This window comes from Clostridium sp. CCUG 7971 (assembly GCF_017590215.1).
Lineage (GTDB): Bacteria > Bacillota > Clostridia > Peptostreptococcales > Peptostreptococcaceae > Faecalimicrobium.
In genome coordinates, this window is sequence record NZ_JAFFPK010000006.1 from 43,504 (window position 1) to 67,897 (window position 24,394).

General features: G+C 28.9%; 28 protein-coding genes. 2 read left to right on the forward strand and 26 right to left on the reverse strand.

Features of this window, described 5'->3' with window-relative positions; genetic code table 11:
- Positions 1-7 precede the first annotated feature (7 nt).
- From JWF52_RS00975 to JWF52_RS00995, 5 genes are all read right to left on the reverse strand, one after another.
- Complete coding sequence (locus tag JWF52_RS00975) at positions 8-565, reverse strand: DUF4349 domain-containing protein (RefSeq protein WP_208331495.1); 558 nt, start codon at positions 563-565, stop codon at positions 8-10.
- A gap of 157 nt (positions 566-722) precedes the next feature.
- Positions 723-899, reverse strand: coding sequence for a hypothetical protein (locus tag JWF52_RS00980; protein WP_208331496.1), 177 nt, complete (start codon positions 897-899; stop codon positions 723-725).
- Between the two features lie 54 nt (positions 900-953).
- Positions 954-1,823, reverse strand: coding sequence for a methionyl aminopeptidase (locus JWF52_RS00985; RefSeq protein WP_208331497.1), 870 nt, complete (start codon positions 1,821-1,823; stop codon positions 954-956).
- Between the two features lie 225 nt (positions 1,824-2,048).
- Positions 2,049-4,421, reverse strand: a complete 2,373-nt coding sequence (locus tag JWF52_RS00990; RefSeq protein WP_208331498.1) for a bifunctional 2',3'-cyclic-nucleotide 2'-phosphodiesterase/3'-nucleotidase — start codon at positions 4,419-4,421, stop codon at positions 2,049-2,051.
- A 286-nt stretch (positions 4,422-4,707) separates the two neighbouring features.
- A complete protein-coding gene (locus JWF52_RS00995; protein ID WP_208331499.1) occupies positions 4,708-4,956 on the reverse strand; it encodes a hypothetical protein in 249 nt (82 codons plus the stop codon).
- Between the two features lie 135 nt (positions 4,957-5,091).
- Between JWF52_RS00995 and JWF52_RS01000 the strand changes: the two genes are divergently transcribed.
- A complete protein-coding gene (locus JWF52_RS01000) occupies positions 5,092-5,964 on the forward strand; it encodes an aldose 1-epimerase family protein (protein WP_208331500.1) in 873 nt (290 codons plus the stop codon).
- A 126-nt stretch (positions 5,965-6,090) separates the two neighbouring features.
- Here JWF52_RS01000 and JWF52_RS01005 read toward each other — a convergent pair whose 3' ends face one another.
- Complete coding sequence (locus JWF52_RS01005) at positions 6,091-6,303, reverse strand: hypothetical protein (protein WP_208331501.1); 213 nt, start codon at positions 6,301-6,303, stop codon at positions 6,091-6,093.
- A 226-nt stretch (positions 6,304-6,529) separates the two neighbouring features.
- Between JWF52_RS01005 and JWF52_RS19125 the strand changes: the two genes are divergently transcribed.
- Positions 6,530-6,652 carry a hypothetical protein gene (locus JWF52_RS19125; protein ID WP_286183934.1) on the forward strand — a complete coding sequence of 41 codons (123 nt, stop codon included), beginning with the start codon at positions 6,530-6,532 and terminating at the stop codon, positions 6,650-6,652.
- A 380-nt stretch (positions 6,653-7,032) separates the two neighbouring features.
- Here JWF52_RS19125 and JWF52_RS01010 read toward each other — a convergent pair whose 3' ends face one another.
- The 20 genes from JWF52_RS01010 to JWF52_RS01105 all read right to left on the reverse strand — a co-directional run bounded on the left by JWF52_RS01010 (position 7,033) and on the right by JWF52_RS01105 (position 24,368).
- Positions 7,033-8,661, reverse strand: coding sequence for an ABC-F family ATP-binding cassette domain-containing protein (locus tag JWF52_RS01010; protein WP_208331527.1), 1,629 nt, complete (start codon positions 8,659-8,661; stop codon positions 7,033-7,035).
- 107 nt (positions 8,662-8,768) lie between these two features.
- Positions 8,769-9,788 (reverse strand): molybdopterin-binding protein, encoded by a 1,020-nt coding sequence (locus tag JWF52_RS01015; RefSeq protein WP_208331502.1) that lies wholly within the window; start codon positions 9,786-9,788, stop codon positions 8,769-8,771.
- Between the two features lies 1 nt (position 9,789).
- On the reverse strand, positions 9,790-10,356 hold the full coding sequence (mocA, locus tag JWF52_RS01020; RefSeq protein ID WP_208331503.1) for a molybdenum cofactor cytidylyltransferase: 567 nt from the start codon (positions 10,354-10,356) through the stop codon (positions 9,790-9,792).
- A 16-nt stretch (positions 10,357-10,372) separates the two neighbouring features.
- Positions 10,373-11,110: a selenium cofactor biosynthesis protein YqeC gene (yqeC, locus tag JWF52_RS01025; protein WP_208331504.1), complete on the reverse strand. Its 738-nt coding sequence runs from the start codon at positions 11,108-11,110 to the stop codon at positions 10,373-10,375.
- A gap of 121 nt (positions 11,111-11,231) precedes the next feature.
- Positions 11,232-11,699, reverse strand: a complete 468-nt coding sequence (locus JWF52_RS01030; protein WP_042274207.1) for a EutQ-related cupin domain-containing protein — start codon at positions 11,697-11,699, stop codon at positions 11,232-11,234.
- Between the two features lie 7 nt (positions 11,700-11,706).
- Positions 11,707-12,798 (reverse strand): ethanolamine utilization protein EutH, encoded by a 1,092-nt coding sequence (gene eutH, locus JWF52_RS01035; protein ID WP_208331505.1) that lies wholly within the window; start codon positions 12,796-12,798, stop codon positions 11,707-11,709.
- A 5-nt stretch (positions 12,799-12,803) separates the two neighbouring features.
- Positions 12,804-13,358 (reverse strand): BMC domain-containing protein, encoded by a 555-nt coding sequence (locus JWF52_RS01040; protein WP_208331506.1) that lies wholly within the window; start codon positions 13,356-13,358, stop codon positions 12,804-12,806.
- Positions 13,351-13,623, reverse strand: a complete 273-nt coding sequence (locus tag JWF52_RS01045) for a EutN/CcmL family microcompartment protein (protein ID WP_208331507.1) — start codon at positions 13,621-13,623, stop codon at positions 13,351-13,353. Before JWF52_RS01045 ends, JWF52_RS01040 begins: the two co-directional genes overlap by 8 nt.
- A gap of 13 nt (positions 13,624-13,636) precedes the next feature.
- On the reverse strand, positions 13,637-14,320 hold the full coding sequence (locus tag JWF52_RS01050) for a TIGR02536 family ethanolamine utilization protein (RefSeq protein WP_208331508.1): 684 nt from the start codon (positions 14,318-14,320) through the stop codon (positions 13,637-13,639).
- Positions 14,321-14,334: 14 nt separating this feature from the next.
- Complete coding sequence (eutD, locus tag JWF52_RS01055) at positions 14,335-14,967, reverse strand: ethanolamine utilization phosphate acetyltransferase EutD (protein ID WP_208331509.1); 633 nt, start codon at positions 14,965-14,967, stop codon at positions 14,335-14,337.
- A gap of 12 nt (positions 14,968-14,979) precedes the next feature.
- Positions 14,980-15,738: a cobalamin adenosyltransferase family protein gene (locus JWF52_RS01060; protein ID WP_208331510.1), complete on the reverse strand. Its 759-nt coding sequence runs from the start codon at positions 15,736-15,738 to the stop codon at positions 14,980-14,982.
- A gap of 75 nt (positions 15,739-15,813) precedes the next feature.
- Positions 15,814-16,101: an ethanolamine utilization microcompartment protein EutM gene (eutM, locus tag JWF52_RS01065; protein ID WP_042274179.1), complete on the reverse strand. Its 288-nt coding sequence runs from the start codon at positions 16,099-16,101 to the stop codon at positions 15,814-15,816.
- Positions 16,102-16,164: 63 nt separating this feature from the next.
- Positions 16,165-17,634 carry an acetaldehyde dehydrogenase (acetylating) gene (locus JWF52_RS01070; protein ID WP_208331511.1) on the reverse strand — a complete coding sequence of 490 codons (1,470 nt, stop codon included), beginning with the start codon at positions 17,632-17,634 and terminating at the stop codon, positions 16,165-16,167.
- Between the two features lie 2 nt (positions 17,635-17,636).
- Positions 17,637-18,254: a BMC domain-containing protein gene (locus tag JWF52_RS01075; RefSeq protein WP_208331512.1), complete on the reverse strand. Its 618-nt coding sequence runs from the start codon at positions 18,252-18,254 to the stop codon at positions 17,637-17,639.
- Between the two features lie 9 nt (positions 18,255-18,263).
- Positions 18,264-18,917 carry an ethanolamine utilization microcompartment protein EutL gene (gene eutL, locus JWF52_RS01080; RefSeq protein WP_042274181.1) on the reverse strand — a complete coding sequence of 218 codons (654 nt, stop codon included), beginning with the start codon at positions 18,915-18,917 and terminating at the stop codon, positions 18,264-18,266.
- 23 nt (positions 18,918-18,940) lie between these two features.
- Positions 18,941-19,822: an ethanolamine ammonia-lyase subunit EutC gene (gene eutC, locus JWF52_RS01085; RefSeq protein ID WP_208331513.1), complete on the reverse strand. Its 882-nt coding sequence runs from the start codon at positions 19,820-19,822 to the stop codon at positions 18,941-18,943.
- Positions 19,823-19,834: 12 nt separating this feature from the next.
- On the reverse strand, positions 19,835-21,199 hold the full coding sequence (locus JWF52_RS01090) for an ethanolamine ammonia-lyase subunit EutB (protein WP_208331514.1): 1,365 nt from the start codon (positions 21,197-21,199) through the stop codon (positions 19,835-19,837).
- Between the two features lie 17 nt (positions 21,200-21,216).
- Positions 21,217-22,650: an ethanolamine ammonia-lyase reactivating factor EutA gene (gene eutA, locus JWF52_RS01095; protein WP_208331515.1), complete on the reverse strand. Its 1,434-nt coding sequence runs from the start codon at positions 22,648-22,650 to the stop codon at positions 21,217-21,219.
- Between the two features lie 157 nt (positions 22,651-22,807).
- Positions 22,808-23,803, reverse strand: coding sequence for a GAF domain-containing sensor histidine kinase (locus tag JWF52_RS01100; protein WP_286183935.1), 996 nt, complete (start codon positions 23,801-23,803; stop codon positions 22,808-22,810).
- Entirely contained in the window at positions 23,793-24,368 is a 576-nt protein-coding gene (locus JWF52_RS01105; protein ID WP_208331516.1) for an ANTAR domain-containing response regulator, read from the reverse strand. The genes JWF52_RS01100 and JWF52_RS01105 overlap by 11 nt, the downstream gene beginning before the upstream one ends.
- Positions 24,369-24,394 lie beyond the last annotated feature (26 nt).

Consider the following 24,394-nt stretch of genomic DNA (forward strand, 5'->3'; position numbering starts at 1 on the left):
TTGAAATTTATTTTTCACTATCATTTTTTAATTCAACTTGCTTTTTTATTATACTTAATTGTCTTTTAGTTTCATCTATTTTATATTGTATTGCATCGAGCTTTGACTGTATAGACATTTTATCTTTTTCTGTTTCAGCATTTTCCATTAATTCTTTTGTTTGGATTTGTAATTTTTCTAACATATCAATTTTTTTATTCATTTTATTGTATACAATATCTGGATTTTTATATAAATTTTCCTTTTTATTATCAAAAAAGCATATCATTTTATACCATATAAAACTTATAAATATATTTACAATTAAGTCCAATATCATTAAATTCATTTTCTTTGTAATGACTATAGCTACTAAAAATGAAACTAAATTAAACAAAAATAAATTATTTAATATCTTTTTATTTTCTTTTTCTTTAGATACATCCTTATATCTCATAAACTTATATGGTATAACTATAGTTATTATAGGTGCCAAAAAAGCCACATTTGCCTCTAAAGCTGCAAATACTACACTAAAAACTATTAGAAGACGTGTTGCTCTACTTACTGCATATGACTCTACCATTATAACAATCTCCTTTAGTCAAACTGTTGATTTTTCAATACTTTGTAAATAATATCATACTATATCTTAAATAAATATTCAAGCTTATTTTCCAGTAATAAACATACCTTTATATAATAAAAAGATATGTTTACAAACATACCTTTTTATTATATATCTATTTGTTATTTTGGCCTTTGTTAAAATTATTTTGATACATTTCTGGTGCTTTCTTATTAGTAGAAGTCCATTGGTTATTATTTTCATCTTTTTCTTTGACTCCTGCTTTGCTAGTCAGTGTAGTATTAGCTCCTGCCCATTGATTGTTACTTTCGCATTTACTTTCTTTCTTCATAACATATCACCTCGAAATAATATTTTATAATTATTTTAACCAAGTATATATTTTTTATTTAGATAAGATTTCAATGCCATCTTCAGTTACTAATATCATATGCTCCCATTGAGCAGATAGTTTCCCATCATCTGTATATGCAGTCCATTCATTTTCTGCATCTATGTAAAGCTCGTAGTCTCCTTGATTTATCATAGGCTCTATAGTAAATATCATTCCAGGTACTAAAATCATACCTTCATCTTTTTTTCCTACATGAAATACAAATGGGTCTTCATGAAATTGTAGCCCTATCCCATGACCTCCAAAGTCTCTTACTACTGAGTATCCATTTTTTTCAGCGTGCTCTTGTATAGCTGCTCCTATAGCTCCTAGATGCCCCCAAGGCTTAACAGCTTCTATTCCTTTATATAAACATTCTTTAGTTATTTCAACTAATTTCTTAGCTTCTTCACTTACATTTCCTATCATAAACATTCTAGATGCATCTGAATAGTATCCATTGTATATTGTTGATACATCTACATTTATTATATCTCCATCTTTAAGAACTACATCTTTACTTGGTATACCATGACATATTTGAGAGTTTATTGATGTACATAAGCTCTTTGGAAATCCGCCATATCCAAGTGGTGCTGGTATTGCACCTTGAGATATTGTAAAGTCATGTACTATTTTATCAATATCATCAGTAGTCATACCTTCTTTTATTTCTTTTGCTACTAAATCTAATACTGCATTGTTTATTTTTGCACTTTCTTTTATTTTTTCTATTTGATCTTTCGTTTTTATAATATCATGACTTGGAACTATGTATCCTTTTCCTTTTAATGTTTTTAATTTTTCATCAAATTCCATGTGGCATTTTTTATATTTTGCATTACTACCACACCAGCATTCATCATTTCTATTTAATTTCATTTTAGCATCTCCTTACTATATAAAGTATATAATCATATTGAAATATAAATATATACTGTAATTTATATTTTTAACATTTATTTTAAAATAAATTTATATGTTATAATCTACTATACCATTTTAAATTAATATAAGTAACTATTTTTTTAAATTATATAAAAAAACTCCTTAAAGCAATATTATTTAAATTATTACTTTAAGGAGCTTTTTAAATTTTATAATTAACTATTTTCTTTTTCTCTTAATTGAAGTTACTGCTAACCCAGTAGCTGCAGCGCCTCCTAATACTACATATCCGATTATACTAGTATCTCCTGTTTTAGGATTATCTGTATTATTTGTTGTAGAATTATTATTTGAACCTGGTTTATTAGTTTCAGGCTTATTAGTTCCTGGTTTATTTTCTTCTGGTTTTTCATTAGTTCCCGGAACTACATATGATAAATCATAACTATACTTAACTAATTTATCTCCTATATTTTCTCCCGCTTTTATTTGAGGATGTGTACCTAAATATTTAGCGCCATTTTCATGAGATGTAAATATCACTTTAGCATCTGTATCAACAGATTTAAATTTCCAGTTACTATCTACTGTTGGTTCTAATTTGCCAGCAGCTTCTATATAATCAGCTACTGCTTGTCTATTTTCATAAGTTCCACTATATACTATTTCTTGTTTTCCATTCCATGGGAATCCATTTCCACCAGCTCTATAATTATTAGTAGCTATTAAGAAATCTTGTTCTAAGTTTATAGGTTTTCCGTTGTAAGTTAAGTTCACTATTCTTTGTGAATTAGCATTTATTACATTTCCATCTTTATCATACTTTGGCTTTTGAGTTACATCTATTTCATAATTAACTCCATCTATTACGTCAAAGTTAAAAGTAGGGAAATCTCTATTTATTAAATCTTGTTCTTCTTTAGAGTTAGTATCTATTGTATTAAACATTACTGCACTTAGTTCTAACCACTCTTTTATATCTTTACCTTTTAACTTTATAACAGTTAAAGTATTATCGTATTTATATAAGTTAGAAAGATCTTTTAATGCAAGCCCTCCTGCTTTTATATCAACATAATTTCCTGCACTACTTCCTGCTTTAAATGGTGCTCCTGCTGATAATAATGGTAAATCTTTATATTTAACTAAAGATTCTTCTCCATCTTTTATGCTTTTTTCAACAAATTTTCTTTGAGCATCAGTTACTATTTGTACAGATGCATCATCAGCTACTAGTGTAAAGAAACTATTTAAATCTTTAGTTATTTCTCCAGATGGAGTATTTACATAGTTTTCTGTTGCATCGTGGTACTCTTTAACTTTTTGAACCAAAACCTCATCATTAGGTACATCTTTAACACTTACAGTATCTATCTTTGATTTATCATCGTTTATTTTGTATTCTATCTTACCATTATTTTCCTCTAAATCTATTTTAAGCTCCGCTACCCCTAATTCTCTACCATTGTTTAATGGTTGTATATATTGAACTATATCACCATTTGATTTTTTAACTTCTTTTTTAAATGATCTATGAACATGTCCACCTATTACTAAATCTACACCTTCAACATTAGCTATATCATATCCAGCATTTTCTTTATTTTTTACATTAGGAGTATTTTCATCTCCATATCCTGTATGAGCAAGTACTAATACTATATCAGCACCCTCAGCTTTCATTTGAGGAACATATTTTTTAACACTTTCAGTCATATCATTAACATTTATTTTTCCCCTTAATAATAATGCATCCCAATTCATTACTTGAGGAGGAACAACACCTGTTATACCTATTTTAAGTGTTCTTTCTTCTCCATTTGAATCTATTACTTTTTCTTCTACTATTTTATATGGATTAAATACAGGCTTTCCAGTTTTAGCATCATTTACATTTGCACAAACTGTAGCCATGCTCTGATTATCATTTGTTATTTGCTTTATAAAATCTAAACCATAGTTAAGTTCGTGATTACCTATAGTTGTAGCATCAAATCCAACTTCTTCTAACGCTTTATATACCGGGTATTGAGTGCCTGGCTTAACAGGCTTTTTCTTAGCAAAGAAGTTAGCTAAAGGAGTTCCTTCTATCGTATCTCCATTATCTACTACTAAGGTATTATCTATTTTTTTATCATCTTTTTTCTTATCTACTTTTTCTTTATATTGATTTATAAGAGTTGAAACTTTTACTAAACCAGAGTTATTAGTTGTTCCTCCTGTGTAGTAATCATAATTCATTAAATTTGCATGTAAATCACTTATAGCCATTATAGAAAAGTCTACTGATGCCTTCTTTTTTACATCTTTTGTTTCTTCTTTATTTACTTCATTTTTGCTTTCCTCTGAAGCTTCTGGCTTAGCTTCATTTGTTACCACTTCTTCTGCATTTTCCTTATTAGATTCTTCTTTTGAAGTTTCTCCAACCTCTTCACTTGAAGTATCACTATTTTCTACTTTTTCAATGGTTTGTTGTGTTTCACTTAATTGGTTAATTACATTTTCAATCGCAAATATAGGTTGTATGTTTTGACCAATTATTGTTGCTGCAATAGCAAGTGCTGCTATTTTCTTTCCATTTTTTTTAATCATATAATTCTCCCTTAAATAATATTTAAACACGTATTTAATTTAATGTTTTTAAATTATATTTCGTGTTCCCTCATATTTATCATTAATTATATCATAATCATTTTAAATTAAAAGTATTTTTTCGTTTTAAATCGACTTTTTTTATTTTATCTATTATAAAACTTTATTTTTATTAGGCATATATGTATTTTAATTATCTTTGTATAATTAAATTTTTTTATTAGTAAGATATAAAATGCGTATAACTTTATGTCATACGCATTTTATATCTTAACTCTAATTATTATTAAATAAAAAGTAAAAATACTAGCCACCATAATGAATTTATTTTGCAACAACCAGGTCTTCTTTTTTTGCATACACATGGGCTATTATTTGAATAATTAAGCCCATGATTATAACAATTATAGCAACAATTATTACAAAATTCATTATGATTAAGCTTGCATTTAGATCTATTTCGTCTGCTACGATATTTTAAAGATGGTTGTTTTTTATAATTATATGAAATATTATTTTTTGAATTATTATTCATTGTCAAAAACTCCTTTTTTTATACATACTATGAAAAATAAATACATTTGTTTCCTTTTTGATTCTTGTAAAATAAGCTATATTGTTGTAATAATTTAATATATAATAAAAATATATACTTTTAAGGGGGAATTTTATGAACAAATTACAAAATGATTATTTGATAATCGAATCTAAAAAATCTGGCGCTGAACTTACTAGAATTTATTCTAAAAATCAAAGTAAAGATATTTTATGGTCTGGTGATAGTAAATATTGGGGAAGACAATCACCTGTTTTATTTCCTATTGTAGGAAAACTTATTGATAATAAAACAACTATCGAAGGTAATACATACTCTATGAACCAACATGGATTTGCAAGAGATTTAGATTTTGAAGTTTTAGATTCTACTGAGAATTTTATATCTTATATTTTAAAATCTAATGTTGATACTAAAAAAATGTATCCATATTCATTTGAATTAGTTATAAAATATACATTAATACAATCAAGTGTAAATATAGAATGGACTGTAAAAAATACAGATTCTAAAGATATCTACTTTTCAATAGGAGCTCATCCGGCTTTTAATGTTCCTATGAGTAATAATGAATCTTTGAAAGATTATTATCTTGAGTTTAAGCATAGAAATAATGTAACTAAAATCGAATTAAACGGACCTTTCTCCGGTAAATCTATTAATTTAGGTAGTATAGAAAGACTTGAGTTGGCTCCTGATTTATTTAAAAATGATGCACTAATATATACTAATATAGATGAAATTTCTATACACTCTAATAATAGTAGTGATTTTATTAAAGTAGATTTTAAAAATTTCCCATTAGTTGGTATATGGACACCTTATTATAAGGACAATAATTCTACAGCTCCTTTTTTATGTATAGAACCATGGTATGGACTAGCTGATAATATAGATTCTAATGGTGTGTATAAGGATAAAGACTATATAAATAAATTAAATATTGGAGAAACTTTTAAAACTTCATATTCTATATCTATTGGATAAAGCTAAAGTGTTCTATTTTAGAACACTTTTTTAATTTTATGAATTAACATATTAAATATTAATAAGAGAGGCTAGACTATATGAATTATTAATTCTCATAGTCTAGCCTTTCTTATTGATACAAATCTATATTTTATCATTATTTATTTTATCTTCTAGTTCTTTTATTCTATTTTCTAATTCAATAATTCTATTTTCCTCTTTATTCTTATTTTTAACTCTAGATGTAATAAAATATATACCATATACGATTAATCCTAATATAGCTAATAAAATTAATGTATTAAACATTTGAAATATAAGTTCATAGGTAATACCCACTAATGGTTGTTCCTTCATGAATCTACTCACCCCTAGTTTTAAATTATATATTTCATATTAAAACATATCAACTAACAATAATTTACATTATAATCATTATTATGTACTTTTTATGGTTTTTATAGGCAACTAATTAATATATTATTGCTCTAATAGAAAATAAGATTAACTACCTTATTTAACATACACTTCAAAATATGCTATATTATTAATGCTATCTAGTAAAAATAGGGGGAATATAAGTATGAAATTTGCATCTAAAATATTAATACTTGGATTCGGTATATTTTCATTTATACAATTTAACAAAAATATATCTAGTAAAAATATATCTAAAGAACATCAACAAGTATTAATAGAGCAATAAAGTGCTAAAACTAAAAGAAAAAAAGTATCCAAGGAAAATTTTGATCGTTATCAAGATTACTTAAATACATTCATAGGTACAAATATTAAAGAAATAGAAAGTGAACTTATTCAAGAATCATGGAAAAAAGAAAACAGCACATTTACGAGTGTTCATGGTGATACTATTACAATAGAGCATGATGAATATGATACTATTACAAACGTAGACCTAAAAGTAAATCAAATAACTAAAATCATAGCAAAATAGATACATATAAAAATACCTCCTATATTTGAAAAAGTAGAACATAGATGTTCTTCATCTTATCGAATATAGAAGGTATTACAAAACTTAATTATTAAGTTTTAATTTATTAAATATGCATTTATTTAATTAAATTACTTCTTTGTATCTCCATACATTTCTTTTAATTGCTTTTGAATATCCTTATTCTCTAAATACTCATCAAGAGTAGTTTTTCTATCCATTATTCCACCAGGAGTTATCTCTATTATTCTATTTGCAAGAGTTTGAATCATTTCGTGGTCATGAGAGTTAAATATTAAAACTCCTGAGAACTTTTCTAAACCTTTATTTACAGAAGTTATAGATTCTAAGTCTAAGTGGTTAGTTGGATCATCTAATACTAATACGTTCGCATTTGATAACATAAGCTTAGATAACATACATCTAACTTTTTCTCCTCCAGATAATACTTGAGCTTGTTTTAAAGCTTCTTCTCCAGAGAATAACATTCTACCTAAGAATCCTCTTATGAAACTTTCACTCTTTTCTTCTGAGTATTGTCTTAACCAGTCAACTAATGAATATTCAACTCCATCAAAGAATTGGTTATGGTTTTTAGGAAGATAAGATTGAGAAGTTGTTACTCCCCACTTAAATGTACCACTGTCAGCAGTATCTTCTCCCATTATTATGTTAAATAAAGTAGTTATAGCTATTTCGTCTCCCATAAATGCTACTTTATCATCTCTATCTAATCTGAAAGATACATTATCTAAAACTTTAACTCCATCAACAGTTTTAGTTAATCCTTCAACTTCTAATACTTCATTTCCGATTTCTCTTTCTGGAGTAAATCCTACGTATGGATATTTTCTTCTTGATGGTTGTATATCGTCTAATTCTATTTTATCTAATTGTTTCTTTCTAGATGTCGCTTGTTTTGCTTTAGAAGCATTTGAACTGAATCTTGCGATGAACTCTTTAAGTTGAGCTATCTTTTCTTCAGCTTTCTTGTTTTGATCTTTAGCTAATTGTAATGCTAATTGGCTTGACTCATACCAAAAGTCATAGTTACCAACGTACATTTGTATTTTACCAAAGTCAACGTCAACTATATTTGTACATATTTGGTTTAAGAAATGTCTATCATGCGATACTATTATAACGATAGAATCTTCTAAATCCATTATGAAGTTATTTAACCAATTTATTGATTGGAAGTCTAAGTGGTTTGTAGGCTCATCCATTACTAGTATTTCAGGTTTACCAAATAATGTTTGTGCAAGTAATACTTTAACCTTTTCTCCACCAGTTAATTCTTTCATTTGCTTATAATGCATGTCTTTTTCTATACCAAGACCCATTAATAATCTTTCTGCATTAGTTTCTGCATCCCATCCATCAAGTTCAGCAAATTCACCTTCAAGTTCAGCAGCTTTTATACCATCTTCTTCAGAGAAGTCTTCTTTCATGTATAATGCATCTTTTTCTTGCATTATTGAGTAAAGTCTTTCATGTCCCATTATAACAACATTTAAAACTGTATCTTCTTCATATTTGAAGTGGTCCTGTCTAAGTACTGACATTCTTTCTTTATCTGTTATAGATACACTTCCTGTATTTGGTTCTATATCTCCAGCTAATATTTTTAGGAAAGTTGATTTTCCTGCTCCATTAGCACCTATTATCCCGTAGCAGTTTCCTTTAGTGAATTTTAAGTTAACATCTTTAAATAACTCTTTATCACCAAATCTAAGTCCAATATTTGTAACTTGTAACATTTCAGTTATTTCCTTTCTTATCTTAAGTTTTAATTTTTCCATTATTCAACATTATCTATGATATAACAAATACTTATTTTAGTCAACCAATATGGGCACTAAAATAACTATATTTTAGCAAAATTACATGCAGGATAAGTGCATACTTCACAGTTCATACAAAGACCACCATGACCGTATAATGCAATATCTGCTTTTGTTAATTTTTCGTCTATTAATATCCTTGGTAAGATTACATCAAATACTGTAGTTTTATTATACATTGCACATCCTGGTATTCCCATTATAGGTACTTCTCCATAATATGCTAGTAAAAACATAGCTCCTGGAAGTATTGGTGAACCATATGTTACTAAATCAGCTCCAGTTTCTTTTATAGCTGTTGGGGTAACATCATCTGGATCTACACTCATTCCTCCTGTGCAACATATAAGTTCTGCTCCTTGATCTATAAAATCATTTATAGCTTCTTTAATTATTTCTTTATCATCTGGACATATAGTTTGTCCTAGTATTTCACAATTATATTTACTAACTTTATTTTTTATAACAGGGCCAAACTTATCTACTATTCTCCTATAATATACCTCATTACCAGTTGTAACTATACCTACCTTTTTAGGTTTAAATGGTATCACACTTACAATCTTTTTATCCTTAACTAAGTTTTTAGCTTCTTGTAATTTTTCTTCTTCTATTAAAAGAGGTATTACTCTTGTTCCTGCTACTTTAGTTCCCTTTTTAACTTCGAAATTATTATGAAGTGTTGCCATCATAATATCATCAATACAATTTAATTTAAATAAAGTATCAACATCTATTTTTAGCATACCATCAAGAGATGCTATAAAATCAATTTTACCTTCTTTTATTTCACTAAAATCTAAATTTTCTCCAGCTGATATTTCCTTCAAAAATATAGCACCATCATTTTCATGTACCATACCTTCAGTTTTTTCCCATACATATAGGTTATCTTTCCCTAAAGATAATAATACGGGTATATCTTCTTCTCTAACAATATGCCCCTTTTTAAAGGCCCTACCCTTGAATTCTCCTGGTATTATTTTAGTAATATCATGACATAGTATTTGTCCCACTGCATCCACTGTTTTTATTTGTCTCATTTTACACACCTCTAAATTTTTCATAATCTACTTTATTGTCAATGTCAATTAACATATTTTCACTTACATCTATATAATTTATTTTTGAAGATTTATTAACTACTTTTTTGCCTTTTTCATCATCTTTTAATTTTAATAATTCATCTTTTTTATTATATGGAAATATTACTGGATTACCTTTTTTATTTCCGTATTTTGGTATTATTATATAGTTTTTATCTTCATTAAATTTATCTATTATTTTATTTATATAAAGACTTTCAATAAATGGTTGATCTCCAACAAAAAACATATAGCCATCACATTTTGAAGAATTTAAAATACCTAGCTTTATAGATTCACTTTGACCTATATAAGCATTTTTATTATATACGCTTTTAAATTTATATTTTTTACTTAAGTTTAATATTCCTTCATATTGACTTACAACTATTACTTCATTAAAACAACATTTACTTATTTCTATAAATGCATATTCTATCATAGGTATTCCCTTAAAATTTAATAATAGCTTATTCTCACCCATTCGCTTTGATAAACCTGATGCCATTATTATAGCATTTATCATGTATTTTACCTCTATCTTAATATTTAAATATATTCTCTTTTATACTACCATAAAAAATACTTATATCAATATTTTCATTCTTTATTATATCTATCAATTTTTTTGCTAAATCTTCATAATAAATATTTTCTACTTTATTAATGAAAAGTATTTTTTTACCTTTTGCATATTTAAATAATCCATTAGGATTTAGTACTATATTTTTAATATCAAATATATTAATAATCCCCTCTGATTTATATGTTATTTTTTTGAATTCATTTAATCTATGAATATTTTCTTCATTTATATCCATTCCTAGAGATGTTATATCTATTATTCCTATTGTTTGAGTGGTATTTGTATATACGACTGGCTCTAATTTATTCCAACCTTTAAGTTTCTTTCTCTTAGACCCATCTCCTTCTATAAATGTAATATCAAATCTAGGAGTTATTAAATCAAGTTCTTTAAAATCTAAACCTATTATTTTATTTTCTTCATTTATACGCTTACCGTAAACTACAATATTATTTGAGACGTGTATTGGCGAATTAGTTGAGCAAATATCTAGTAAATTTTTATTATCAGTAAGATATATGTCTTTATAACATTCATCTGTTGGTGCATATATTTTAGTAGTTGTAGTTAACAAAACTTTAAATTTATCCTTATAATATTTTGCAAAATAGTTAATAAAAGATGTTTTTCCTCCAGCTCCTACAACTGTTATAATTTCGCCTTTTTTTATATCTAACATTTTTCCTAAAATCATACACTCACCTCTACTGATACACTACAATACCTAAACTACTCTAGTCAAGTTATTATATTTAATAATAAAAAATAAGGCTAACCTCTATTTTGAGACAGCCTCATTTTTATAATATAATTGACTAGTTTTGTGATGCCCAGTCAGCTGGATAAGTTACGTATATAAATCTTGCATAATCCTTAACAGAAAATTGTATACTACTTCCTTTAGGTATAAGTATTAATTCTCCAGCAGATGCTGATACAGTTCTTCCGTCTATTACTATATCTAATGTTCCTTCTATAACATAATCTATTTCATCATAGTTTAAAGTCCAGTCAAATGTTGTTTCTTTCATTTCCATTACTCCACAACCTAATCTTGGGCTTTCTTCTAAATTGAATAAGTCTTTTGTGTAAACTACATCATTAGGATTTCCTGTGTCTAGTCTATTTGACTCATCTACTTTTACAGTTGGTAATTTTATAGAAGTTATTCCACTTACGTCTTTATTTCTTATAAAATCAACACTATCTTTGCTTCCATTTATTTTTTCTTCTAGTATTTGTCTTACTAATTGTTCTAACATTCCTTTGTCTATGTTTTTCATATCCATTTTAAGCATTCTCCTTTTTAAGTGTTTTATTTGCTAAAGCCATAGCCACTATTACAGCAGTTATTCCTCCAACTAGTTTTGCAACTATCATAGGTGTCATCATTTCTGAATTAAATCCAGCTGTAAATCCTAGATGATCTCCAAATACGAAAGCTGCTGATACAGAAAATGCAACGTTTATTATCTTTCCTCTATTATCCATATCTTTCATCATACCAAACATAGGTATACAGTTAGCTAAACTTGCAACTAATCCAGCTGCTGATGTATCATTCATTCCTAATAATTTCCCTAAAGCCATTAAAGGTTTATTAAATACTTTTGTTATAACAAATACTAGAGGGAATGCTCCTGCTAAAACAATTGCTATCTCTCCAACTGTTGCTATACCTTCATGAATTGGTTTCATACCTGGTATTACAACTATTCCTGTTAAAGCTTCCACTATTCCTGCTGCAAGTCCTAAAGTTATAACTATAACAACACCTTTACCAAAATAAGTAAACCCTTTTATCATAGCATTTTCGAACTTTAATAGTCCAATTACTATTATTACTGCAAAGATTATTATTGGTACTAAGTTTCTAACAATCATCATTACATCAAATCCGGCAACTAATCCCCCTACAAAAGCTCCTATTGGTATAGTTATTATACCTGCAAGTATACCCGTTGCTAAGAACTTTTGGTCTTCTTTCTCGATTATTCCAAGTGCCACTGGTATTATAAATACTATAGTAGGTCCCATCATAGCTCCTACTATAAGTCCACCAAATAAACCTGCATTAGGATCTTTTGCAAGTTCCATTGCAAGTGGTGCTCCACCCATGTCATTTGCTAATATAGAACCTGCAAACATAGCAGGGTCTGCACCTAGCATATCAAATAAAGGAACTACTACAGGTCTAAGTACATCTGCTAATACTGGAGCTAAGCATATAACTCCAACCATTGCTACTGCAAGTGAACCCATAGCCATAATACCTTCTTCAAATTGTTCTCCTAGCCCAAATTTGTTTCCGATACATTTGTCTATAGCACCTAATACCATAAATGCTACCATTATATACATTATAATTTCATTTATACTCATGGCTATTACCTCCCTATTAAATTTTTTCTTATTTTTTCATCTACAGATGGTATTACTGATGTACATACTATGTCTTTAACTTTTAATATATTTTTAGCTTCATCTATTCCATAATTTATGCTACTTAAACTTCCCGATACTATATATACAAGCTTTCCACCTATTGCAAAAGAAAGTTGTAGTTTTATAAGATTAACATCACTACTTTTTAAAGTTTTATCTAATGCTTTTAACCCAGCACATACTTTATTAGTCTCCATAATTCCTATGGAGCTAATATTTTCAGTATGTTTATATTTATTTTTAAGTCCATCTATTATACTCTCATGTACAGCATTTATAACAAAACTATCTACTATAAATCCATCTGTAATACTTATTCCATAGTCTATAGCTGTATTAACTTCGCCAGTATCTCCGCTTATGATTATAATAAATTTCCCAGGACATATACTTTTTAAATATAAAACCTCAACAGAGGCTTTTTTTACTATTTCATTAGATACTTCAAATCCTTTTGCAATACTTCTAAACTCTATAGCACCAATGCTTTTACTCATCACAAACCTCTAGTGAATCAATAACACCAATTATTGTTGCATCAACTGGAACAGATTTATGCTCTAAAGATTCTCTAGCTGCAGATCCTTTAGTTATTAATACTAAGTCTCCATTACCAGCGCCAGCATTATCTGCTGCAACTAAAAATCCATCCTTATAAGTTACCTTATCTTTTAAAAGTTTAACTACTAAAAGTTTTTGTCCACATAGCTTTTCATCTTTTCTTGTTGCCCATACATTACCAACTACTTTTCCAATTTCCATAAGAATATCTCCTTTATACCCTATTTAATTTTAAATGATGTATTCTTATAAAATCATTAGCAAGTGGAGTAACTATACTTTTCTTCCCTATTAAAATTTTGCTAACTCCATTCATTTGCGGCTTTCTTAAATCAGATTCTGATATAAGCTTTTTATTTCTTAAATCAAGAACTTCATCAGTAACCTCTATAGCTTTATCTATTATAGTCTCATTTGAATTATTAATTTCTTCTTTAGAAGTGCTTTTATTTTCATCTAATATGTTGAATATGTCTTTTATAACGTTTACACCAAACTTTTTAAGTTCTTGTTCAAAAGATATATATTTATTGTATAGTGCTTTTGGTGCACTAGATTTATATCGCTTATATTCAAGCCCATCTTCCATTATATAAACTTTTTTACCCATCATAAGCATTTTAAGTATGAATCTTTCTTCATTAGATGTAGAATTTCCAATAGATAAGTTAGAAAGACCTCTTAGGCAAAGTCTAGATATTATAACTATATCTGATTCTCTAATACTCTCATCATAACTTAAAACTTCAAAATTATTCTTTAATAGGTTAAATCTATTTTCATCTTTTTCCCAAAGAACTACACACTTAGGTAATTTTTTTACTTCACTTACTTTAGAGTCATTAATTTTTTTATATATTTCATCAACTATAAGATCTATCAGCTTATTATAATCCATAAATAGCACCTGCCTTATAGGTTATTTTTTATTATTCTAGCTAAACACCCTTTAGAAAAACCACAAGCATTTGCTTCATCATAGTCAATATGCATAAATGTTTCAAAATTTTCATTTACTCTGATAATAACATCATCAAATATTAGTGGTCTTTGTCCAAATACTTTAACTTGAACTACTTCATTATCAGAAACATTAAACTTTTTAGCATCATCTGGTGTCATATGAACATGTCTTTTAGCTGCCATAAGCCCTTTTTCTAAAGTTATACTTCCTTTGTCAGTAGATACTGTTACACCTAAAGTATTACTTAAATCTCCACTTTGCTTTATAGGTGCCTTTAGACCTAATGAAGAACAATCTGTTAAAGATACTTCGACTTGAGTTTCTTTTCTTTCAGGTCCAAGTACTATAACATTTTTTAACTCTCCCTTAGGTCCACTTATTGTAACTCTTTCAGCACAAGCATATTGACCAGGTTGAGATAAATCTTTTAATTTTGTCAGATTGTAACCTTCTCCAAATAAAGAATTTATATCTTTTCTACTTAAGTGTATATGTCTACCTGATGCTTCAACTTCTATAAAAGCTTCTTTTTTTACTCGATTAACAACTTCGTCTACGATGCTTTTTAATAAATCTTCCATGATATCCTCCAACTATTTATACTTATTTGTCCTAATTTTGTAAATCATGATCCAAAATACTGAGGATAATCTATTTAACGCTTTAATTAAATCTTCTCTGTCAACTTGACCATATTCACCTTTAAAAGCTTCATATGCAGCAAGTTCTGCTTCTCTTGTAAGACTCCTTATACTATTTATAGCAACTACCATCTCTCCCATTTCGTAACTTGGGAATTCATGACCTATGCCAAAGTACTTTTTAGGATAATGAGATTGTTCTCTAAGTTCTTGAGGTGTTAATCCTAAAAGTTTAAAGTCATCTAGCTTTTCTTCTAAAACTTCACATCTCATTATATTTCTTACAAAATCTAAAACCTCTTGGAGATCTTTGAGCAACTTGTTCATATCATTTTTTTGACATAAGATTTGAGTTTCTAAAATCTTTGATTCTAGAGAATCTATCTTACCTCTTAAAACTATTGTTTTATGATCTTTAAAAACAAGTAAGTTTCCTCTTAAAGAAGTCATATGTTCAGGCTTTTCATCTAAATTAGCTCCAAATACTGTAACATATTTATATTTTTTTTCTTTTTCAATTTCTTTTTTAGCTTCTTTTTCATTAGCTTTTTGGATTTCATCTAAAGAATCAACATACTTTAATAGAATATTTCTATCTTTTAAATAAGATTTTGCTGAAGGAGTTATTATTCGCCCTTTTTGCACATAAAACTCAGTTAATTCTTTACCACCTACTTGTTTTCTAACTTCACTTTCTGTTAAAACAGCCATATCCTCACACCTCCAATCAGATGTATAAAATGTGCTACCTAAATCGGTAGCACATATTTACTTTATATTTTGTTTCTACTTTTCGCTATATTTTGGTAATATAGCGTCTACTTCAAAGTGTGGTCTTGGTATAACGTGTACTGATACTAATTCTCCAACTCTTTCAGCTGCTGCTGCTCCTGCATCTGTAGCTGCTTTAACTGCACCAACATCTCCTCTTACCATTACTGTAACTAATCCTCCACCAACTTGTTCCTTTCCTACTAATTGAACGTTAGCTGCTTTAACCATAGCGTCTGCTGCTTCTATTGCTCCTACTAATCCTTTAGTTTCTATCATTCCTAATGCGTTTGCGTTTGCCATAATAATTACCTCCAAAATTTATAATTTATAATTTATTTTAATTTTTTGTTTAAACAATTTTAACTATCTTAATTCTTGTATAATTCTTTTAACTAACATATCTATTAATTCTTCTTTACCACTTAAATCTATGTTTAAGTTTGAAGCTTGTGGTTTACTTCCTCTTAATTCTTCTATTTCTTTAACTCCATAAGCAACTTTTTTAATATTTATTAAATCAAGTGGACCTATATTATTTGATGTTGAACTTCCACCTATTGCTCCACAGCCTAATGTTAAAGCTGGTATCATATTAGTTGAACCACCTATTCCACCAAGTGCTGAAGGAGTATTTACAAGTACTCTTGATACTGGCATGTGTAGTGCAAATGTTTTTACTAATTCTTCATTATTTGCGTGCATTGAGAAAGTATGTCCTGCACCTTCATTTAGTAATATCTCTCTACATCTAGTCATTACAGCATCTATATTTTCTTCAACATAGAAAGCTAATATTGGTGTAAGCTTTTCTCTTGAGTAAGCTACATCATGACCTACTTTAGTTTCTCTAGCTACTAGTACTCTAGCTGAACTTGGCACATTTGTTAAGTCAGCTAACTTACATATAGTATCTACGCTTTTACCAACTATTTGTGGGTTCATAGTACCATTAGCTCTCATTATGAATTTTGATAATTTTTTGCTTTCTTCTTCATTTAAAAGATAAGCTCCTTGTGATTTTAATTCATTTACAACAATATTTTCCATAGATTTTTCTACTACTATAGATTGTTCTGATGCACATATAGTTCCATTATCAAAAGTCTTAGAATCTAATATTCTTTTAACTGCTAAAGCTACATCAGCAGTTTTGTCTATGAAAGCTGGTCCATTTCCAGGTCCAACCCCTATAGCTGGAGTTCCTGAAGAGTAAGCAGCTTTAACCATTGCTTCTCCACCAGTTGCTAATATTAATGAAGTATCTTTGTGCTTCATTAATTCATTAGTTCCTTGAATACTAGGTGTAGTTATACATCCTATAGCTTCAGCTGGGCAACCTTCTTTAATTGCTGCTTTTCTTATTATGTCTACAGTTTCAAGTATACATTTTTTTGCATTTGGATGTGGTGAGAAAACTATAGCGTTTCCAGCTTTTAAAGATATCATTGCTTTATATATTACAGTTGATGTTGGATTTGTTGAAGGTATAAGACCTGCCACAACTCCAACTGGTGTTGCTATTTCTATTATTTTATTTTCTTTATCTTCACCGATTATTCCAACAGTCTTTGTATCTTTTAGGTTTTCATAAACCATCTTAGATGCGAAAACATTTTTTACTATTTTATCTTCCCATTTACCAAATCCTGTTTCTTCATTTGCCATTTTAGCTAATTTTTCAGCATTTTCATATCCTGCATCAGCTATAGCCTTTACTATTTTATCTATTTGTTCTTGACTCATAGATTGAAGCTTTTGTTGTGCAACTTTAGCACTTTTAACAAGAGTTCTAACCTCTTGTATAGATACTAAATCTTTATCTAGAAGTGTCATTTTTATTCATCCTCTCTATAAAACTTATCAACTAAAGATATTAAATCTTCTTTCTTTAAAGAGTTTAATTCTTTATAAGTCATCTTTGATTCTAATGACTTTGCTAAGTTTTTAAGTTCCTTAACGCTAAGTTTTGATAAGTTAGGTCTTACCTTTTTATCGCTACTAGCTTCAGGTAACTCTTTTTTAACCTCTATAGTTTCTTTAATTTTTTCTATTTTTTCATTCTTTGAAATTTCTACTTGAGTATTTTCTTCAATAGATGTTTCTTGTATTTCCACTTGAGTTTCTTTTTTAACAATATCTTCTTGAACTTCTACTTGAGTATTTTCCTCAAAAACTGCTTCTTCTTTTTTGAAGATAGTTTCATATACATCATTGTGTAGTCTTGGTATAACATGAGTTGCTCTTAGAGTACCTATTCTGCCTACAGCATCTGAAGCTGCTTCAACAGCTGATTTTACCGCTCCAACATCTCCTGTTACTTCAATTGTTACAATTCCTTGTCCAACCTTTTGTATTCCAACAACTTTTACACTTGCAGATTTTAAACAAACATCTAAAGCTTCTATGGCAGCAACATAACCAATTGTTTCAACTAATCCTAAAGCATTAATCATTTATTAACCTTAAAATCCTGTTGGGTTATCCGCTACAGCTTTAACCGCTTCTGCAAAAGCATCACATGCTGCCTTACAAGCTGATTGAGAACCTGTAAGTAATGCTCCTCCAAAGTTTGTTTCAGTAGGAGGTTCAAATAATTCACACATCTCTACATCTGCTGCTTTAAGTGCTGCATCTAAAGCATACATCGCTTCAAGTGGTGGTGCTACTAAGTAAGCTAATGCTTCACCTTCTCTTATTCCTGCTACTTTAGAAAGATATGTTCCTGTTCTTGATACACAATGTGCATAGTATGCTATTGAGTCATCATCATTAGCACTTATGAAAGTTGATCCATATTCCATGAAATCTAAGACTGCATTTAATCCACTTCTTACTTCAGCCGGGCTTGGTCCTGCTATTATACCTAAAACTTCACCAGCAAGTTTAGTTGAAGCATTTGCAGCTCCAGCATACATTGACTTAGCGTAAACTACATCTACTTCAGCTGCTTTTGTAGCTTCATCAAGTGCAGTGTATGTTACATCATCACAATCAGCTGTTATTAAACCTAAACTTTTGTGATGTGGTTGTAAATCTAATTTTTTAGCCATTTCTGGACTTATATTTGAAATTATCTTAACTCCTAATACATTAGGGCGTATCGCATCATTTTTCATATTTTAATTTCCTCCTATGTGAATTATTTAAGATCTATACCTGAAGCTTTTTTCTCTAACATAGTTTTTATTAAATCAGCTATATGTGCTCCAGCTTCAACTGCTGTAGTTCCACCTTTGTGTATGTTTGATATAACTGTTCTTTTAGCCTCTGCCATTCCTATAAATGGTTTATATGCAATGTATGCTGACATTGATTCAGCAGTTACAAGACCTGGTCTTTCTCCAACTAACATACATATAACTTCACTTTTTAATTCTTCACCTAAGTGGTCCATAGCTCCAACTCTACAATGTTTAACAAATAATATTTCACTAGAATCTATTCCATATATTTTTAAACCTTGCTTTATAGATGGTACTATATCTTTTAAGTTAGCTTCTATTGCTGCTGAACTTAAACCATCACCAGCCATTAATAATACTTTTTGGTTAGTACCGAATTTAGATTTTATTTTATCTATAGTTTCTTTTGAGAATCTTCTTCCAAGATCTGGTCTTGTTAAATACTCATCTTTATGAGTACATAAAGTTTCTACCTCAAATAAGTTATTTTCTTTTATAAATTCTTCAGATACATATGAGAAAACTGAATCTTGAGCCGCTGCATGGTCTGCTCTTACTCTTAAAGCAGTAGCTGTTTTATATCTAGCACCACATCTTCCTGTTCCTATTCTCGCAGGAGTTTTAGCTTTCATATCTAAGTACGCTTCTCTATCCTTTGGGCTTTCAACTAATAATTGCTTTTTTATATCTACTTCTGTTATATCATCTATAAAAGCGTTTTTATCAACCATAGTTTCACTAACTTTATTTGCAACCTCTTTTATAGCGTCTGTATCAACTTGACCAACCATTTGGCCAACTAATTGTTCTACTAATGCTTTTAAATCCTTTTCATTCATAACTTAGACCTCCTATCCTAATAATATAGATGCATCTCCAGCTTTTTCTATTAATTTTCCATCTTTACTGAATTCCATCTTTTCTAACCATTCATCAAACTCTTTTATTGCAGTTAATCCAAACATCTCTCTAAGTGATGCTGTTTCATGATATCCTGTTGTTTGGTAGTTAAGCATTACGTCATCTCCATGAGGTATTCCCATAAAGTATGTGCATCCTGCTGCAGTTAATAAAATAGCTAAGTTTTCTATATCATTTTGATCTGCCTTCATATGGTTTGTATAACAAGCATCAACACCCATTGGTAATCCGCTTAATTTACCCATAAAGTGGTCTTCAAGACCAGCTCTCATAACTTCCTTTGCATCATATAGGTATTCAGGTCCTATAAATCCAACAACTGTATTAACTAAGAATGGACTAAAACGTTTTGCAAATCCATAACATCTAGCTTCCATAGTAACCTGGTCTATTCCGTGATGTGCTTCTGATGAAAGCTCTGAACCTTGACCAGTTTCAAAGTACATTACGTTTGGACCTGTACAAGTTCCTTGCTTTAATACTAATTGTCTAGCTTCTTCAATAGTCGCTGCATTAAATCCGAAAGCTTCGTTTCCTTTTTCAGAACCAGCTATAGATTGGAATATAAGGTCTGTTGGAGCACCTTTTCTTACAGCTTCCATTTGAGTTGTAACGTGTGCAAGTACACATATTTGAGTTGGTATATCAAATTTCTTTTTAACTTCATCAAATCTCTTAAGCACTTTTGTTACACTCTCAACTGAGTCATCAACTGGATTTAATCCAAGTACAGCATCTCCTATACCATAAGTTAAACCTTCTAAAAGTGATGCTAATATTCCATCTGGATCATCTGTTGGATGGTTTGGTTGAAGTCTTGCAGATAAAGTTCCTGGTTCTCCTATTGTTGTATTACAATGAGCTTTTACTATTATCTTTTTAGCTGCATAAACTAAATCCATATTTGACATTAATTTTGCAACTGCTGCTATCATCTCAGAAGTTAAACCTCTAGAAATTCTTGCTATATCAGCACTTGTAGTATTAGAATCTAATAACCACTCTCTTAAGTCTGATACTGTCCAGTCTTTTATTTCTTCATATATCTTTTCATTTAAATCATCTAATATTATTCTTGTTACCTCATCTATTTCATAAGGAACTGCTGGGTTATTTTTTATATCCTCTAACTTTATGTTAGATAAAACAACTTTAGCCGCTACTCTTTCCTCTGAAGAGTTTGCTGCAACACCTGCTAATTTATCTCCTGACTTTTCTTCATTAGCCTTGGCCATTACATCATATAATCCATTAAACTGATAAGTATGTCCAAATAATTTTGTTTGTAAAATCATCTGCTTTCCTCCTTTTATTAATTAAAAACCAGTGTTTTTATTACTACTGGTAATACTTGTCCATCTGCTATTGGCTTACCAATATCTATGTAGTCTCCATTTTCGACTTTAACACTATCAAGACATATTACATGCTTTTTAAAGTCTAATTTCGAATACATACTTTGTCCTAAAACTTTAGCCATATCTTTTTCTACAATAACTATGAAAGGTAAATCATTTTCTATAAGTTCTTTCATTCCACTGACTAAGCCCTCTGCATAAGTTTGTATATCTAAAAAGCTTGGATTAGATTTTCCTTCAATTCCAATCACAACTTTTTGAAGATCGTTTTCTAATTTGAACCAGTTAAGTTTATTTTTTATAGCCTCACTTATACGCTTGCTATCTCCAACTTCATCATCTTTTGATAATTTTAAAACTGGTAGGTTTTTAAGTGGAAAAGCTTCACTAGTGTAAGTTATTGTACTTCCACTAACCTCTGTTGTATGAGAACCAGCTCCTACAACTGTAGCTCTTATAGTTTCCATTGATCTTACAATTTCAAGTTTTTTGAACTCTTCACAATTTTTAATTGCTTGTCCAAGTAAAACTCCAATATCACCATACTTAAAGTAATCATCAATTTCTCCATCATAGTAAACATAATCAGCAACTCCACCAGAGAAAGATATACACTTTATAGGTTCATCTAATTTGATATTTTTGTTTGTAACTATATAATCAAATAATTCACTTTGATTTCTTAAACCAACACTTTCAAGTAATAAATCAACCATAATATCAACTATTGGACTAATATTTTCTAGAGTAGCTATACTTCCAAGACTTAGATTGAATTTATTATCTTTTATAATTCTTTCAATCTTTGGTGATATATAAGTTATTTTTCTAGTACTCTTGTCTATTTTTATAAGCCTTCCACCTATATCTAAGCATCCAGTATCACAAACTTCACCTCTTTTAAAAAGTGCTAAATTTGTTGTACCTCCTCCTATATCTAGGTTTACAACAGTTGTTGAATGTTCCTTTGAGTAAATATGAGCTCCAGCACCTTTTCCAGAAATTATACTTTCTAAATCAGGTCCAGCTGTGGCTACTACAAAATCTCCTGCAAAACCACTTAAACTATGAAGTACATCGTTTGCATTTTCTTTTCTTGCAGTTTCACCAGTTATAATAACTGCACCAGTTTGAATATCATCTTTGTTGATATTAGCTTTTTTATACTCAAGTTCTACTATTTCTTTTATTTTTTCTCTATTAATTTCAGTATTTGAAATCAACGGAGTAAAATAAACTTCACTTTTGTAAATCATTTCTTTATCAACAATACTTATTCTAGGTACTGAAAAACTTGATGCCATATTTTCAACTATTAGTTTTGAAAATATAAGCTGTGTGGTACTTGTTCCAATATCAATACCAACACTTAATAACTCTTCTCTCATTTATTTCACCTCCATACTCAAAGTATGTCTTAAACAAGCAAAGAGGCTTAAAGCTATAATAAATATAAGTATAAATTTACCTAATTTATTAATAACCTTAAGCCCCTTTGCTCAATTAACACTACTACTTTGTAGATTTAGTTATTAGTTTTATATATTAATTTGTAGATGGTATTTTTATTGAAATTTTTGTTCCTCTTTCATTTGAATCTCTTTCTATATTTCCTTTTAATACTTGTTTTATATAGCTATCAATTATATAGGTTCCCAAACTTTCTTCATTTACATGCTTCTCTTGAAACCCTATTCCATCATCAATAACAACTATACTTTTATAATCATTTTCTTTATTTACTGCTATTTTTATATTTCCATGTTCTCGTCCTTCAAAAGCATGGTCATAACAATTTTGTATAACTTCATTCATAACTAATAATAATGCAGTTGCCTTTTCACCATTTATTTTGAAATCTTCTCCTTCTATGCAAATGTTTATCTCTTTATTGTCACAATAGCCACCTTGGATATTGCTTACTAATAGATTCATTGCACTTAGTATAGAGATATTATTATTAACTTCTTTTGATAATAAATGATGTGTTGATAATATTGCAAATACTCTATTTGTTATATTATCTAAACAATTTTTAACTTCTTCATTATTAGATATTCTACTTTGCTTTCTAAGAAGCGATATTATAGTTTGAAGATTATTTTTAACTCTATGATGAGCTTCTCTTACTGCTACTGATTTAAGAACAAGCTCTTCTTCTACTATTAATACTGCTATAACTTTATCATTTAAGTTTATAGGTTGTATAGTTTGGCTTACAACCTTACATTCTTGTGTCAGAGCTTTTATATTCCTTGTCGTAATACCTGTGTTTAATGTTTCTATTACTCCTGGTTCATTTTCATTTAAAGCTCTTTTACCTATAACGATTTCTTTATATAGAGATTTATTTTTAGGCTTAGCATGAGATACAACAAAAGCTTCATTTTTATCTTTACTTAATACATCTATAAAAACATCACTGTTATATAAGTTTGCCATTAAGTCTAAAGATTTTGAAACTTCTATAATTTTTTCAATTTCACATCCACTTAAATGTGTATGTTCTCTACATATCTCTCTTATCATTTTATTCATCATATCCAATGATAATCATTTTAGCTATTTCAACCATGGTTGTTCTTTTATCCATGCTAAGTTTTCTTATCCTATTATAAGCCTCATCTTCTATTATATTAAACTCTTTTATAAGTATTCCTTTTGCTCTTTCAATTATCTTTCTTTCAGTTAGCTTAGAGTTGACTTTTTCTAAGTCTTTTTTCATTTTTTCAAATTCATCTACTTTTGATAAACACATTTCTATTGTAGGTATTAATATCTTTTCACTAGCTGGCTTTACTAAATATCCAAAAGCTCCAATATTTTTAGCCTTTTGGATATGGTCCTCGTCTTCAAAAGAAGTTAATAACAGTACTCCACCTGCTAAATTTTCTTTAGATATTATTTTACCTGCTTTTATACCGTCTAAAATTGGCATATCTATATCCATAATCACTAAATCAGGATTATATTTTTTGCACATTTCAACAGCTTCAAATCCATCGCAAGCTTCTCCTATTATGTTGTATCCTCTATCTTCTAGTGTATCTTTTATGTCCATTCTTATAAGTGGTTCATCATCAACTAACAGTATTTTCTTCTCCATAACATTTCCCTCGCTTAAAATATATT

Coding starts and splice junctions, on each gene's coding strand:
- JWF52_RS19125 (WP_286183934.1), top strand. CDS start 6,530: ATGAAATTTGCATCTAAAATATTAATACTTGGATTCGGTATATTTTCA.
- JWF52_RS01010 (WP_208331527.1), bottom strand. CDS start 8,661: ATGTTACAAGTTACAAATATTGGACTTAGATTTGGTGATAAAGAGTTA.
- eutH (WP_208331505.1), bottom strand. CDS start 12,798: ATGAGTATAAATGAAATTATAATGTATATAATGGTAGCATTTATGGTA.
- JWF52_RS01045 (WP_208331507.1), bottom strand. CDS start 13,623: ATGGAAATTGGAAAAGTAGTTGGTAATGTATGGGCAACAAGAAAAGAT.
- JWF52_RS00990 (WP_208331498.1), bottom strand. CDS start 4,421: ATGATTAAAAAAAATGGAAAGAAAATAGCAGCACTTGCTATTGCAGCA.
- eutM (WP_042274179.1), bottom strand. CDS start 16,101: ATGGCAAACGCAAACGCATTAGGAATGATAGAAACTAAAGGATTAGTA.
- JWF52_RS01050 (WP_208331508.1), bottom strand. CDS start 14,320: ATGGATTATAATAAGCTGATAGATCTTATAGTTGATGAAATATATAAA.
- JWF52_RS01030 (WP_042274207.1), bottom strand. CDS start 11,699: ATGAAAAACATAGACAAAGGAATGTTAGAACAATTAGTAAGACAAATA.
- JWF52_RS00975 (WP_208331495.1), bottom strand. CDS start 565: ATGGTAGAGTCATATGCAGTAAGTAGAGCAACACGTCTTCTAATAGTT.
- JWF52_RS01075 (WP_208331512.1), bottom strand. CDS start 18,254: ATGATTAATGCTTTAGGATTAGTTGAAACAATTGGTTATGTTGCTGCC.
- JWF52_RS01040 (WP_208331506.1), bottom strand. CDS start 13,358: ATGAGTAAAAGCATTGGTGCTATAGAGTTTAGAAGTATTGCAAAAGGA.
- JWF52_RS01070 (WP_208331511.1), bottom strand. CDS start 17,634: ATGACACTTCTAGATAAAGATTTAGTATCTATACAAGAGGTTAGAACT.
- eutA (WP_208331515.1), bottom strand. CDS start 22,650: ATGAGAGAAGAGTTATTAAGTGTTGGTATTGATATTGGAACAAGTACC.
- JWF52_RS01000 (WP_208331500.1), top strand. CDS start 5,092: ATGAACAAATTACAAAATGATTATTTGATAATCGAATCTAAAAAATCT.
- JWF52_RS00980 (WP_208331496.1), bottom strand. CDS start 899: ATGAAGAAAGAAAGTAAATGCGAAAGTAACAATCAATGGGCAGGAGCT.
- eutD (WP_208331509.1), bottom strand. CDS start 14,967: ATGGAAGATTTATTAAAAAGCATCGTAGACGAAGTTGTTAATCGAGTA.
- JWF52_RS00995 (WP_208331499.1), bottom strand. CDS start 4,956: ATGAATAATAATTCAAAAAATAATATTTCATATAATTATAAAAAACAA.
- mocA (WP_208331503.1), bottom strand. CDS start 10,356: ATGATAAATGCTATAATAATGGCATCAGGTTTATCAAAGCGAATGGGT.
- JWF52_RS01090 (WP_208331514.1), bottom strand. CDS start 21,199: ATGATTTTACAAACAAAATTATTTGGACATACTTATCAGTTTAATGGA.
- JWF52_RS01100 (WP_286183935.1), bottom strand. CDS start 23,803: ATGATGAATAAAATGATAAGAGAGATATGTAGAGAACATACACATTTA.
- yqeC (WP_208331504.1), bottom strand. CDS start 11,110: ATGATTTTAGGAAAAATGTTAGATATAAAAAAAGGCGAAATTATAACA.
- JWF52_RS01005 (WP_208331501.1), bottom strand. CDS start 6,303: ATGAAGGAACAACCATTAGTGGGTATTACCTATGAACTTATATTTCAA.
- JWF52_RS01105 (WP_208331516.1), bottom strand. CDS start 24,368: ATGGAGAAGAAAATACTGTTAGTTGATGATGAACCACTTATAAGAATG.
- JWF52_RS01015 (WP_208331502.1), bottom strand. CDS start 9,788: ATGAGACAAATAAAAACAGTGGATGCAGTGGGACAAATACTATGTCAT.
- JWF52_RS00985 (WP_208331497.1), bottom strand. CDS start 1,823: ATGAAATTAAATAGAAATGATGAATGCTGGTGTGGTAGTAATGCAAAA.
- eutC (WP_208331513.1), bottom strand. CDS start 19,822: ATGAATGAAAAGGATTTAAAAGCATTAGTAGAACAATTAGTTGGCCAA.
- JWF52_RS01060 (WP_208331510.1), bottom strand. CDS start 15,738: ATGGCTGTTTTAACAGAAAGTGAAGTTAGAAAACAAGTAGGTGGTAAA.
- eutL (WP_042274181.1), bottom strand. CDS start 18,917: ATGAAAAATGATGCGATACGCCCTAATGTATTAGGAGTTAAGATAATT.